This window comes from Pseudomonas japonica, from assembly GCF_013522925.1.
In the GTDB taxonomy this organism is placed as follows: Bacteria; Pseudomonadota; Gammaproteobacteria; order Pseudomonadales; family Pseudomonadaceae; genus Aquipseudomonas; species Aquipseudomonas japonica_A.
The window spans coordinates 20,274-34,109 of record NZ_JAAMQU010000018.1; the positions used below are offsets into that span (position 1 = coordinate 20,274).

Consider the following 13,836-nt stretch of genomic DNA (forward strand, 5'->3'; position numbering starts at 1 on the left):
GGGCGCCCATTCCCCTACCCCACCAGGTCCACCGAGCGGAGCTCATCGACACCTACCATCCGCACCTCGAAGTCCGGCGTGCCGTTGGCATCCTGGCTGCCCTGCAGCACGCCATCGGCGAACCGCAGCTCACCGGTGGCGTCGGCACTGAACGCCGCGCTGCCGATGAACTTGAAGCCGTCCATGGCCGCTGTGAGCGGATTGGCATCCAGGCCGGTGAGATCGATCTTGTCGCCCTCGGCCTCACTGAACCCCTCGATCTGATCGCCCGCGGCGCCCACGCCCATGTCGTGCCATGCACTGAACCGGTACACATCGGCACCGCCGCCGCCGACCAGGGTGTCACTGCCGCCCTTGCCATCGAGTACGTTGTTCCCCGCGTTGCCCGTCAGCACGTTATCCAGGGCATTGCCGGTTCCGGCCAGGGCCTTGTTACCGGCAAGGTCGAGCTCTTCGACGTTGTTGCCCAACGTCCAGCTCACCGAGCTTTGCACGGTATCGACATGCGCTGTGTTGGCGTCGGTTTCGGTCACGGTGTCGCCAACGTTGTCGACGATATACAGGGTGCTGCCCGTGCCTTTGCCAATCAGGGTGTCGGCGCCCACGTCACCGTTGAGCACCTGGCTTTCCGAGCCGGTCGCCACCAGGGTGTCGGCCACGTCGGTGCCCTGTATCCGCCCATTCTGGTTCGAGCTCGAGGCGGTGATGGCGCCAGGGTCGTTGTTGTCGCTGGGGTTGCCCTTGTAGCCCAGGTCGTTGGCGATGTAATCGGCCAGGCGCTGGCCGACGATTTCCGCCGACTCTTCGTGCAGGTGCCACACGTCATCCGGGTACGTCACCGGGTCCACTTCCTGGCGCAGGGGCAGGTCGGTGTAGTCGACGGCGAGTTGTACGTCCGCGCGCTCGGCGGCCATGGCCTCCTGGGCGTGCCGAACATGCACGGTGCCGTCGACAATGCCGGCGATCTTGCTTTCGGAATAGCCACGGTAGCGGGCGCCGTCCTCGGCATAGTGGCCGGTTTCCATCAGGTAAACCGTAAAGTCCCCCAGCTGTGCATGCAGGTAGTCGAACACCTTCAAGGTCGAGGCCTTGTACAGGGCTTCGGCCGCCGTCTTGTCGCTGGCCCTGGCGATCGCCTGGGCGCCCTCCTCGCCTTGCCCCCAGATGATGTCCAGGTTTACCGGGTCGGTCTTGCTCAGGGTCGCGATCTGGCTCTTGAGCAGGTCGACTGCCCGGGTAAGCACAGGCCCCGGCTTGTTGGTGTCGGTGAACCACCAGCTCAGGGCCTTCTCCGCGGCCGTATCTGTAGAAAGCCCGGTGACGGTGGTGCCGCCAATGGCGATGTCCACGGGGTTGCCGTTGGAATCATTGAACTGGCTGCGCACATCCAGAGGCGTGTAGCGGCTCAGGTCCTTGACCAGTTCCGTGATACCCGACTGGCTGTCGTCTTCAGTCACCCGCATCAGGCGTGCGTTGGACTGGCCCAGGGTGGGCAGAAATTCGATGCCCGCCGTGGTGTGCGGGGCGAATACGAAGTCGCTGGACGTCAGCGCAAGGTTGCCACTGAGGGCGACTTCGAAACGATTGCCATCGCTATCAGCATCGTTGGTCTTGATGTAGGTCTTGTTGGAGGAGGCGCTGTACGTTGTGTACAGGGTATGCCCGCTGCCGCTGCCAAGGGCAAAAAAGCCCAGCGCGCTGACGTCGATCTTGTCCTGGCCGCGGACGAAATCGAAGATAGTGTCGGTGGCGGTCACGCCGCCGGAGTCATAGTCGCGGTAGCTGTCGAGCATTTTGCTGAAGCGGAAGGTATCGGCGCCGCCCTGCCCATAGAGCGAGTCCTTGCCCGCGCCGCCGTCGAGCGTGTCATTGCCATCCCCCGCCTTGAGGGTGTCGTTGCCAGCCAGGCCTAGCAGCGACTCGCCGCTGGCGGTGCCCACCAGGTTGTCGTTGCCGCTGGTACCGGTGAGGTTGGTGCCTGAGGTACCGGCGAAGATGAACTTGCTGGCGCTCAGGTTGCTCAACTGGTTGCCCTGTAACGAGATCTCCAGGCGTTCCCCAGCCGCATCCGCCACGAAAGACTTGATGTAGGTCTTGCTGCCATCACTGCTGGTGCTCACCTTGACGGTGGTGCCGTAACCATCACCCAGGCCGGTGATACCCAAGGCAGAGAGGTCGATGCGGTCGGTGCTGAAGTCCTTGATGAGGTCGCTGGCTACCGTGCCGCTGGTGGTACGGTAGCTGTCGCTGCGCGCGGTATAGACGAAGGTGTCGGTGCCTGTACCACCGGTCAGCGTATCGACGCCCGCGCCGCCGGTCAGGCGGTCGTTGCCTCCCATCCCTTCGATGCGGTCCTTGCCTGCCAGGCCGTTGATGGTATTAGCCGGGCCGTCGCCTATCAGGACGTCATCGCCCGCCGTGCCATTGAGCGGGTTGGCCACGGCGGCCGCTGCCAGGGCAGTGACTGCCACTGCGGCATCCAGGTTCAGGGCATCGAGCTTGGCAGTGGATGTTTTGGCAAACACGAAATTGGACGCCTTGAGGCTGCTGAGGTAGTTGCCGGTCAGGCCCAGCTCAAAGCGCACACCGTTGGCGTCGGCATCAAAATCCTTGAGGTAGGTAAGGTTGCTGGTTGCGTTGTAAGAAACGTTCAAGGTGTTGCCGTGCCCATTGCCCAGCCCGGTGAACCCCAAGGCCGCCACGTCAATCTTGTCGCCGCTGGCGCTGAAGTCGGTCACCGTATCCTTGGCCGTCAAACTGGCCGTGCGATAGCTGTCAGTGGCGGCGGTGAAGCGGAAGGTATCGCTGCCCGTGCCCCCGATAAGCTTGTCCACGCCCGCCCCGCCCACCAGCACGTCGTTGCCGCCGGCGCCATTGACCGTATCCTTCCCGGCATAGCCCATCAGGGTTTCGCCGGCACCGGTACCCATCAGGTTGTCGTTGCCGCTGGTGCCGATCAGCGAGCCCTGGCTCCCGCTGACGGTGCTGCCGTCGCCGTAGAGCGCCGTGTCACCGCGGGAGACGTGGCTGATGGTGTTATTGATCAGGGTATTGTGATCGGTGCCTTTCTCATCCACTTCGGCCACACCATAGGTGGACCGGTCGCTGCCGACGATGGTGTTTCCCTGGATCAGGTTATTGCTGCCATTGAAGTAGTCACCGGACGCCCCACGGCTATCGTCATACGACTGAATCACGACTTCCGGGGAGGTCACCGCCAGGGAGTTCTTTTGAATGGAATTGTTCAGCAGCTCCACGTCCGAGCTGCCGTACAGGCGGACTCCGGAGCGGGCATTGTCGTGGATATCCACCCCGCTGACGGTCACATCATGAACCAGCTTGAGCAGCACCCCTTCGGCCTTGTTACCGTAAACGCTCCCGCCACTGATAACGATGTCGTTCGGTGCGGCGAGGTCTTCGTCACCGCGCTGTAGCACGATGCCGGTGCTGCCGTTGTTGTAGGCGTTGTTGTCGCGCATGGTGAAATCGTTGGTGCTGGTCACCACATTGAAGCCGTGGCGGTCATTGCCGTAGCTGGTGTTGTTCACGAACGAGCTATTCACCAGGTAATCGGCAACGAAGCCGTCCAGGCCGTTTCCGTGCGCCACGCTGTTCTTGAGGACCATGTTCCAGGTCTGTTCATGGGGGTCGAAACCATAGCCCGAGCAGTTTTTGACTTCGACGCTGTCGATTGTGACATTGGAGTCGTGCCCGGCTTTGCCAGGAATGTAACCGTTGAACCAGCCGTCAATCTTGCCGGTTGTGTTGGCGCGGTTACCGTCGATGGTCAGGTCCTTGATCCCGAAATCGTGATTCTGCTCCCCGTACTCGGAGCGGATCACGCCAGTGATCTTGGTATCGGAACCATCCGCAACCTTGATGACTGTCTTGCCCATTCCAGCACCGTACAGGTGGACGTTATTGCGCAACATCAAACAGCCATCGCCGGGCTCGTCGCCTGCAGAAACCTTATAGGTACCGGCGGGAACATACACATCACCACCGCCTGCCTTGTACGCCGCCTCGATAGCGCGTTGAATGGCCTGGGTGTCGTCTGCAGTGCCATTTCCTTTCGCTGAATAATCTTTCACGTTATAAATCAAGGGGTTGATCTCCATGATGGGCTGGCATCGAAAAATGGTTACGTGCGGGTTGCTCACGCAGGTATTCGTCTCTCGCTGATGCCTTTTCTGGCATTAAAAAATTGAACAAAGCCGTGGTTAACTTTTAATGGCGTCAATATTCTTGGAACTTACGACGCCACTCATCGAGAATGACTCTCTAGATAATCAACCTCTCTTCCAGATACCTTATGCCCCAGGAACTTTAAACCCGCTTTCATCGAGTACGCAGTACTACTCCGACACCGGATGTAAATGCGGAAAACCTTTGTACATCAATGGTTTACGCGGTTTTTTAGCGTTCATATTGCTGCAATAATTGATTGCAGATTTCGATCAGCAACTGACCAAGGGGATGGTGGCATATTAGTTAGTTATGTGTGAGTTCATTACTGCCTTTCCCGGGTACCATAGTCGCAAGTCTCGGAGATAGCTAATGACTGCGCTCAATTAGCTGCGGGAGCAAGTGCGGGATAACTTCGGCACGGGATGAACGGACGTCAACGAAAGGTCACGGCTTGCATGCCGACCTACGTGAGCGAGGTGCTATGCCGTTTTGCATAAGCATAGAGCGGTGCTTTGGCGACCCATTGGGAAGCAGGCCGTCAAGGGCCAGGAGCAGATAGGGAAAGGCATCGCCTGATGGCACTTTCTTGTATCATTTTGCGAATGGTTCTTGTTAACCTTCGCCACCGCTTCGCAACCACTGGGTTGCGCGCGCCTGCTGTCTATTCAACAAGGAGTCCCAGATGGGAACAGGCAACGCCCGCCTGGCGCCGACCGGCCGCCAGCTCTGCACCATGGTTTCGCTACTTGGCCTGATGGCCTTGGGCGTGCAAACCGCCCAGGCCGCTACTGTGTTCGATGCGCCAGACGCCACCTATAAAGGTGAGATCAACGCACAGGGCCCCCGTGGCACCGCCATTACCGCAGGCAGCGAAGTGCAGCTGCAGGGGCGCGACTTCAAGCCGGGGCAGCGGATTACCCTCATGCGTGGCAACACCGTGCTGAACACGGACGCCTACGTGGCGGACGAAAAAGGCACGTTCAGCGCCAGCCTGAAGGTGCCGGCCGATGCGGCGGTGGGCTTGCAGCCTATCCTGGTGGCGGTCAGCAACCCCTCGGCTGCGGCCGTGTTCCCGCTGAAAGTGTCGCCGGTGGTACCGGTATCCAATACCGAGGCCTACAAGCAGGTCAGCGCCAAACTGGCACCCGGGCTGTATCAGTCTGCTGTCAGCGCCAAAACCGGCGCGGTGTTCGTGACATCCGCCGTGGGCCGCCCGCCGGTGAAGGCCTCGGAGCTGCTCAGGCTCAACGGCGAAACGCTCGCCGTGGAAGCCCGGGTTACCCCCGCAGTTGCTCCCGGCAGCGACGACGGCAGCGTGTTCGCCGTGTATGGCGTGGGCGTGGACGACCAGAACGGCAACGTGTGGGTCACCAACACCCGCCAGAATGCCGTAGCCGTGTACCGGCAGGCCGATCTTAGCCTGGTCAAGCAGTTCGCCCCGGGCACCGTGGCCCACGCCCGTGACGTGGTGATCGACCCAACGCTGGGCCGCGCCTTCGCCTCGGCGACCGGCACGCCGGTGATTGCCATGTTCGACACCAAAACCCTGGCCGAACCTACCCCGATCCAGGTCAAGTCGCTGAAATGGGGCAGCCAGTTCTCCGTGGCCAGCCTGCACCTGGACGCAGCGGCCCACAAGCTGTACGCCGTGAGCCTGAGCACCGAAGAAGCCGCGGTAGTGGATGCCAAGACCGGCACGGTAGAGAAAGTGATCCCGGTAGAAGGGATCAAGATGGCCATGGGCGTGGCGTATGACGCCAAAACCAACCGCCTGTTCGTGGCCGCTCAGGGCAGCGACAACCTGGCCATCGTCGACTTGGCCAGCGGCAAGACGCTGCACCGGGTGAGCACCGGCGCCGGCCCGCTGAACGTGGCGTTCGACCCGGTCAAGCGCCTGGCGTACGTGACCAACCGCGTGTCCGGTACCCTTTCCGTGGTAGACCCGGACGGCAAGCTGGTCGCCAACCTGCCCGACGGCACCTTCCCCAACCACGTGACCGTGGACGGGAAAGGCAACGTTTACGCCGTGAACAAGGCCAAGGGCCAGGACGACGCCGAAGGCGATCGCATCACCCGCTTCAGCCCGGTGAAATAAGCTACTTCCCTCGGCTGAGCCCGCCCAGCCGGCTCGAGATCGCCTGCATGCCTTGCCCCAGCTCGCGCAGGGCACTGGCATCGCGGGCGCCCTCCTCACTGGCCGTGTGAATCCGCACGGCCAGTTCGTTGATCTCATGGGTCACATGGCTTTGCTGCTGCGCCGCCACGGCAATCTGCTGGGCCCGCTGCACGATGTCGTCGAAGCTGTTCACCGTGGTGCCCAAGGTACCCGACACGCCACTGGCCTGGTGCACCGCTTCACGGGTGCGCTCGGCACCGTTCTGCATGGTGGTCACCGCCACCGTCGAAGCCTGGCGCAGCTGGGTGATCATCTCCTGGATCTCGTTGGCCGACGTTTGCGTACGGCCTGCCAGGGTGCGCACTTCGTCCGCCACCACGGCGAACCCTCGGCCCTGCTCCCCGGCACGCGCGGCTTCGATAGCGGCATTGAGCGCCAGCAGGTTGGTTTGCTCCGAGATGGACTTGATCACGTCCAGCACGCTCCCCACACGCTCGATGTCGGTGCCAAGCCGGGTGATCGCCCCCGCCGCACCATTGATGTCGCCGGCCAGCGCCTCGATCGACTGGCTGTTGCGGTGTACCTGTGTCTGCCCGTCCTGGGCGTCCAGTAGCGAACGGCGGGCAGTTTCCGAGCAGTCACTGGTATTGCGCGCCACTTCGCTGGCACTGGCGGACATTTCAGTCACCGCCGCAGCCAGCAGGGTGTTGTCTTCGCGCTGCGCTTCGGCCCGCTCGGCCAGCCCGCTGGACAAGTGGGCGAGCGCGTTGGCCTGGGCCTCCAGCGATACCGATTCGTCGGCGATCCGCTTGAGCATGTCGCGCAGGGAGCCCGCGTAGCGGTTCACCGCCGCGCGCAGCGCGCCGATTTCGTCGGCCCGGCGGATGTCCAGCTCGGTGGCACCCTGCCCGCCTTCGCCGAGGCGAGCGATCTGCGCGGTGGTTTCTTCCAGCTGCGACAGCAGCCGCTTGCCGGCGAACCAGGCCAGGCCCAGCAACACGGCCAGCAGTGGCAGCAGGAACAGCATCATTTGTTGGGTGAGCTCATTGGCCAGGCCCACTACCCGCGCCTGCGGTGTGACCAGGCCGATGCGCCAGCCCGTGCTTTCCATGGTTTCCAAGGTGACGTAGGCCGGCCCGCCCAAGCGGCCGTCTTCGTCCAGGTACAAGGTTGCAGGGGCGGTATTCTTGTTGCCGAGGCTGGCCGCTACCGGTTGCAGCCAAGGCATGGCCTTGGCCAGGTTGGCCATCGTCGGCAGGCTGCCTTTATCACCCTTGGCCTCGGGGAAGAACAGCACGTTGCCGCTTTGGTCCACCGCGAAGGCGTAACCACCCGTCACGTTGCCCTTGGCCTTGAGAAAGTCAGCCAGGCCGTCCAGCTTCAAGTCCACGGTGGCAACGCCGGCAAACGCACCATTGGCCTGGTACGGCACGCTGCAAGTGGTCATGGCCACGCCGCTGATCGGGTCCTGATACGCGTCGGACCATACACAGCGGCCACCGGGCGCCGTGCGTGCGCCGGTGTACCAGGCTTCGGCATGGTACGGGGCCGCCTGCGCGCCGTTGTACTCCTCGGAATAGTCCAGGCCGTTGCTGGCATTGCGCGCCCAGAAGAAACTGCGCCGCTCTATACCCGGGGTAAAGGCATTAGGCTCTGGCCACAGGCCGCCACCGGCGATGGCACGGTCACCCTGGCTGTCGATCACGCCCGGCAGGTTGGCCTTCACCAAGGCTTCATCGTGGGGAAGGCTCTGGGCCAGGTGCGCCACTGCGGCAGTGGTCCCTTCGATACGGTTGAGCTGCAACGCCAGCTGCCGGGTGATGGCGCTCGCGGACTGCTCCGCCGCCTCGGTGCCAGCTGCAATCAGCCTCGGCTTGCCGCCGATGGCCATCACCGCGTAGATCGCCAACGCGGTGAGCGCCAGCAGTGCCAGAATGCCGAAGGTCATGCGCCCGGCGATACGCGTAGGTAAAAGGGCCATAGGGGGCTCCAGAACAAGGGGTGTCTGGACGGTGTTACGGCTGCGGTTGGCAAAGGTTGAGGGTGCGCGGCGGGAGTTGGCGTGGCGGGGCGACGGGCGGGTATGGGTGGTAGGCGACACGCTATCCAAACCACCGAAGTGCTTGGCAAAATCTATCATTTGGAGCAAACTAAACCTATCAAATGATTAGAGCGATATCAGGAACCATTATGGACATCTCATCGCGCATCTATCACCCTGTCCCACCCATTCGGCCGGGCTTGTGGTACAGCCTTGGCATTCCGGAGCGGGGAGAACCGCTCTATCGGGCCTTGCATGAAGGCTTCTCCGTTTCAGTATTGGATCATCTATCTGTTGCCATCGGCGTTGCCAAGAATGCTTTGGCCTCGTATGCATTGATCCCTCCCGCCACGTTGCAACGCCGATTGAAAAGCAAGCGCTTCAACACTGAGGAAAGTGATCGCTTGTACCGGCTGGCTCAAATATTGAGTGCGGCTTTCGAATTGTTCGAGGGTGACGAAGTAGCCACTCGGCATTGGCTATCCGAGCCAGTGCGGGGCCTGGGTGGGCGACGCCCGATCGAGATGGCGCGAACCTCGGCGGAAACAACTGCTGTGCTGGACCTCATTGGGCGCTTGGAGCATGGGGTAATCGCGTGACCCGGATTTATCGCCTGGTGAAGAAAAAATGGAGCGCACATGCATTCGATGGAGAGGCAGCCAAACGTTATGGCGGTCGGTGGAACAGCAAAGGTTTAGCGTGCGTATACGGCGCGGGTAGCGAATCGCTGGCTCTTCTGGAGGTTCTTGCACATTTGAGCGACGCTGAACTGGCCCATCACTATGCGATGTTCGAGATGGAGGTCGATGACGACCTGGTGCTCTACGCCGATATAACTGAACTGCCCAATAACTGGCGAGCCGAACCCGCTCCATTGGAAACTGCAAGCCATGGCGATACCTGGCTAGCCTCCGGCCAGAGTCTTGCCCTTGGGCTACCCAGTGTTATTGTGCCGCGCGAATGGAATTACCTGCTTGATATTGACCATCCTGCGTTTGCCAAGGCTGCGTCAGGAGCACGGCTGCTGGATTTCGATCTGGACACTCGGTTGCTATAGAGCCTCAACCCCCAATCCACACGATACACGCCGACAACGTGACCACGGACCCCAGCGTGGACAGCAGAATCACCCGGGAGATAGTGCCGGCTTCACGCTTATGGTATTCGGCGATCATGAACGGCCCCGTGCCGGTAGGCAGCGCGCTCAGCAGCAGCGCCGAGTGGGCCCACAGCGGGGGCAGCACGAACACCTTGAAGGCCAGTCAGCCGGTGATCAGTGGCTGGCCCACCAGGTTGAGCAGCACCAGTGGCCAGGCACTCTGGCTGGCCGGCTTGCCCGGGCGGGCGAGGAACAACCCCAGTGAGATGAGCGCGCAGGGCGTGGTCGCCGCTGCCAGCATGTCCAGCAGCTGGGTGACCGGCGCTGCCAGCCCCAGGCCAGTACTGGCCCAGAACGCGCCTGCCACGGGTGTGACCACCAGCGGGTTTTTCAACAGCGCCGTCGTGACGGCCAAGCCCGCCCGCGCTAGGTTCGGCTCCGCTTGCAAGCCCACTTCCACCAGCGTGACGGCCACCGCAAAGAGCACGCATACCACGATCAGCGATGAGATAAGGGCCGGCTCCAGCCCCGAAGGGCCCAGGACCATCAGGCACAACGGTATGCCGATATACCCGGTGTTGGCATACGCCGCGCTGAGGCCATCAATGCTGCCCTCCACCAGGCGCTTGCCCCGGGCGACTTTCCAGGCCAGCGTGCCGAAAAACACCGCCATGCAGCCCAGCCCGAAACTAAGGATAAAGCCCGGCTGCCAGATCTGCGCCCACACCGCCGTCGCGGTCACCTTGAACAGCAGCGCCGGCAGGCACAGCCACACCACCAGTTTGTTCAGTTCCGACGCCGCATGCTCGCCCAGGCGGCGGGTGCGCCCGGAGGCATAGCCGAGCAGGATTAAAGAAAAGATGGGGGCGATTACAACAAGTACGGTGTTCATTCAGGTAGCCATATCCAGGGACAGCCGAGCCTAGGGCAGGCCCTGCCGGTTTGTAAACCGCTCAAGGGCACGGGTTCTGCGCCACCTATGTAGCCGTGCGGTATGCCTTCCTCGATTAGGTACCTCATAAACCCAGTGAATAGCGGTGTGATTGTTTTGCGCAGCGGTCTAGGGTTGCAAAAAAACAACAGGAGGTGCGGCATGGCGGCGCAAGTGCGATTCCAGCAGTCAGGCAACCTGGGGTGGATCACCCTCGACAACCCCCCGGTCAACGCTCTCAGCCAGCCGCTCCGTGCTGGCCTGATGGCAGCGCTTGAGCAAGCCGCGCAAGCCTCAGGCCTTGATGCGCTGCTGTTGCTGGGCACGGGCCGACTGTTCTGCGCCGGCGCCGACATCAAGGAATTCAGTGCGCCGCCCATGGTCCCCGCCCTACCCGACGTGATCGCTGCTGTAGAGGCCTTCAGCAAGCCGGTGATCGCGGTGCTGCATGGCAGCGCCCTCGGTGGCGGGTTGGAGCTGGCATTGGGCGCGCACTACCGCATCGCCACCGCCGATACATCGCTGGGCCTGCCCGAAGTGAAGCTGGGGCTGCTGCCGGGTGCCGGTGGTACCCAGCGGCTACCCCGTGTGGTCGGTGTGCCCAAGGCGCTGGACATGATCGTCAGCGGCGCCCCTATCAGTGGTGAAGCAGCCTTGGCCGCCGGGCTGGTCGATACCCTTTATGAGGGTGATGCGGTGCAGGCGGGTACAGGCTATGCCCGCAAACTGCTCAGCCAGGGAGGCGGGGTGCGCCGCACCGGTGAACGCACCGCAGCCCTGGAGGGCAATGACCCGGAAGCATTCTTCTCGGAACAGAAGGTCAGCGTAGAGAAACGCTATCCGGGCCTTTATTCCCCGTTGCGCTGCGTGATGGCGGTGCAAGCCTCGGTTCAGCTGCCGCTGGCCGAGGGGTTGAAACGCGAGCGTGAGCTGTTCATGGAATGCCTGCAGTCCCCGCAACGGGCCGGGTTGGTGCACGCCTTCTTCGCGGAGCGTGAAGCGAGCAAGGTGCCGGGCGTTACCGCGGACACACGCCCCCGCTCCGTTGAGCACGTTGCCGTGGTGGGCGGCGGCACCATGGGCGTCGGGATTGCGCTGTGCTTCGCCAACGCGGGGCTGCCGGTGAAGCTGCTGGAAGTGAATGAAACAGCCCTTGCCCGCGCCGTGCAGCGTGCATGCGACACCTACGCCGCCAGCGTGAAGCGCGGCAGTTTGAGCGTCACTGATATGGAGCAGCGCCTTAGCTTGATCGAAGGCGTTACCGATTACGCCGCCTTGGCCGATGTCGACGTCGTGGTTGAGGCGGTGTTCGAGGACATGGCGGTGAAGCATCGAGTGTTCGAAACACTGGACGCGGTGTGCAAGCCCGGCGCCCTCCTCGCCTCCAATACGTCCTCCCTGGACCTGAACGAAATCGCCACTGCCACGCGCCGGCCAGAGGACGTGATCGGCCTGCATTTCTTCAGCCCCGCCAACGTGATGCGCCTGCTTGAGGTGGTACGTGGTGCTCGCACGTCACCCGAAGCGTTGGCCACCGGGCTTGCGTTGGGCAAGCGGCTGAAAAAGGTAAGCGCCGTAGTGGGTGTGTGCGATGGCTTCGTGGGCAATCGCATGCTGTTCCAGTACGGGCGTGAGGCGGAGTTCCTGCTCGAGGAAGGTGCCACGCCCGAACAGGTTGACGCAGCGCTGCGTAGCTTTGGCATGGCCATGGGGCCGTTTGCCATGCGTGACCTATCGGGGCTGGACATCGGCATGGCGATCCGCAACCGCCAGCGACAGCAACTGCCCCCGAACTACCCGTTGCCTTGCCTGCTGGACCTGCTGTTCGAAAAAGGCATGCTGGGGCAAAAAACCGGCTGTGGCTTCTACCGCTACGAAGCCGGCGCCCGCACGCCCCTGCCTAACCCTGAGCTGCCCGCACTGCTCCAGGCCGCTTCCCGCCAGCAAGGCGTGGAGCGGCGCGCCTTGAGCGATGAATACATCCTGGACCGAACCCTCCTGGCCTTGGTGAACGAGGGCGCGAAGCTGCTGGACGAAGGCATCGCCCTGCGCGCCAGCGACATCGACCTGATCTACCTCAACGGCTATGGCTTCCCGGCATTTCGCGGCGGCCCGATGTTCTACGCCGACACGTTGGGCCTGGGCACCGCGCTGGAGCGCATCGAAGCCTTCCATCGCGAGCTTGGCGCCTGGTGGGAGCCTGCGCCATTGCTGCAGCGGCTGGCCCACGAAGGCGGCACTTTTACCGGCAAGGGGGCCAGCGCATGAACGACGCCGTTATCGTTTCAACCGCTCGCACCGCCATCGGCAAGGCGTTCCGTGGCGCGTTCAATAATACTCACGGCGCCGTACTGGCTGGCCATGTGGTCAGCCATGCGCTGGCCCGCGTAGACCTGGACCCGTCCCTGGTCGAAGACTGCGTGCTCGGTTGCGGCCTGCCCGAGGGCGCCACCGGCAAGAACATCGCCCGATTGGCGGCCGTGCGCGCCGGGTTGCCGTTGAGCGTGGGCGGCGCCACTGTGAACCGCTTTTGCGGCTCGGGCCTGCAAGCGATCGCCCAGGCTGCTCATTACATTCGGGCCGAGGGGGTAGCCGCCATGATCGCGGGCGGGGTGGAATCGATCAGCCTGGTACAGCCCACGCTGAATGCGAACGGGATACAGGAGGCCGGCTTGTATCAGTTGAAACCCGACCTCTGGCTGCCCATGATCGACACCGCGGACATCGTCGCCCAGCGATACGGCATCAGCCGCCAGGCCCAGGACGAATACGCCCTGCTCAGCCAGCAGCGCACGGCCGCTGCTCAGCAGGCCGGGTGCTTCGATGCCGAGATCGTGCCGCTGGCCAGCGTGCGCCAAGTGACCGACAAGGCCAGTGGAAAAACACGAGAAGAAGCGGTGACCCTGACCCAGGATGAATGCAGCCGTGCATCCACCACCCTCGAGGCATTGGCGGCGCTGGCACCGGTGCGCGGTCCCGATCAGTTCGTCACTGCCGGCAACGCCAGTCAACTGTCGGACGGCGCCAGCGCTTGCCTGGTAATGGACAGCCGCGTTGCCGCACAACAGAACCTTGCCCCGCTGGGCATCGTGCGCGGCTTTGCGGTGGCCGGCTGCGAGCCGGACGAAATGGGCATCGGCCCGGTGTATGCCGTGCCCAAACTGCTCAAGCGCCACGGCCTGACCGTGAACGACATTGACCTGTGGGAGCTGAACGAGGCGTTCGCCTCCCAGGTGATCTATTGCCGCGACCGCCTCGGCATTGACCCTTCGAAGCTGAACGTAAATGGCGGCTCCATTGCCATCGGCCATCCCTATGGCATGACCGGCGCCCGCATGGTCGGCCATGCCCTGCTCGAAGGGCGGCGACGCGGCGCGCGCTATGTCGTCGTCACCATGTGCATCGCCGGCGGCATGGGTGCCGCGGGCCTGTTCGAAATTGCCTGACCACACGGGGTAGAC

At 62.8% G+C, this 13,836-nt stretch carries 7 protein-coding genes and 2 pseudogenes; 5 read left to right on the forward strand and 4 right to left on the reverse strand.

The features are described from left to right. Nucleotides 1–14: 14 nt before the first annotated feature. A complete protein-coding gene (locus G7016_RS22525) occupies nucleotides 15–4,103 on the reverse strand; it encodes a M10 family metallopeptidase C-terminal domain-containing protein (protein WP_258195303.1) in 4,089 nt (1,362 codons plus the stop codon). Nucleotides 4,104–4,870: 767 nt separating this feature from the next. Here G7016_RS22525 and G7016_RS22530 point away from each other — a divergent pair. After that, a complete protein-coding gene (locus G7016_RS22530; RefSeq protein ID WP_219856346.1) occupies nucleotides 4,871–6,283 on the forward strand; it encodes a YncE family protein in 1,413 nt (470 codons plus the stop codon). Between the two features lies 1 nt (nucleotide 6,284). Here G7016_RS22530 and G7016_RS25695 read toward each other — a convergent pair whose 3' ends face one another. Both G7016_RS25695 and G7016_RS25700 read right to left on the reverse strand, forming a co-directional pair. Next, nucleotides 6,285–7,415: a methyl-accepting chemotaxis protein gene (locus tag G7016_RS25695; protein ID WP_375139230.1), complete on the reverse strand. Its 1,131-nt coding sequence runs from the start codon at nucleotides 7,413–7,415 to the stop codon at nucleotides 6,285–6,287. Next, a pseudogene (locus G7016_RS25700) lies at nucleotides 7,401–8,444 on the reverse strand (cache domain-containing protein); the annotation flags it as partial. The pseudogene G7016_RS25700 and the gene G7016_RS25695, both read right to left, overlap by 15 nt. A 50-nt stretch (nucleotides 8,445–8,494) precedes the next feature. Here G7016_RS25700 and parS point away from each other — a divergent pair. Further along, the gene (gene parS, locus G7016_RS22540) at nucleotides 8,495–8,944 is read left to right on the forward strand and encodes a type II RES/Xre toxin-antitoxin system antitoxin (protein ID WP_181117945.1); all 450 of its coding nucleotides are present in this window, start codon (nucleotides 8,495–8,497) and stop codon (nucleotides 8,942–8,944) included. Continuing rightward, entirely contained in the window at nucleotides 8,941–9,402 is a 462-nt protein-coding gene (locus G7016_RS22545) for an RES family NAD+ phosphorylase (protein ID WP_181117946.1), read from the forward strand. The genes parS and G7016_RS22545 overlap by 4 nt, the downstream gene beginning before the upstream one ends. Before the next feature lie 4 nt (nucleotides 9,403–9,406). On the opposite strand, the pseudogene G7016_RS22550 reads toward G7016_RS22545, so the two are convergent. Further along, nucleotides 9,407–10,336: pseudogene (locus G7016_RS22550) on the reverse strand (AEC family transporter). 201 nt (nucleotides 10,337–10,537) lie between these two features. On the opposite strand from G7016_RS22550, the gene G7016_RS22555 reads away from it, so the two are divergent. Continuing rightward, a complete protein-coding gene (locus G7016_RS22555; RefSeq protein ID WP_181117947.1) occupies nucleotides 10,538–12,643 on the forward strand; it encodes a 3-hydroxyacyl-CoA dehydrogenase NAD-binding domain-containing protein in 2,106 nt (701 codons plus the stop codon). Continuing rightward, a complete protein-coding gene (locus tag G7016_RS22560) occupies nucleotides 12,640–13,821 on the forward strand; it encodes an acetyl-CoA C-acyltransferase (RefSeq protein WP_181117948.1) in 1,182 nt (393 codons plus the stop codon). Before G7016_RS22555 ends, G7016_RS22560 begins: the two co-directional genes overlap by 4 nt. Nucleotides 13,822–13,836 lie beyond the last annotated feature (15 nt).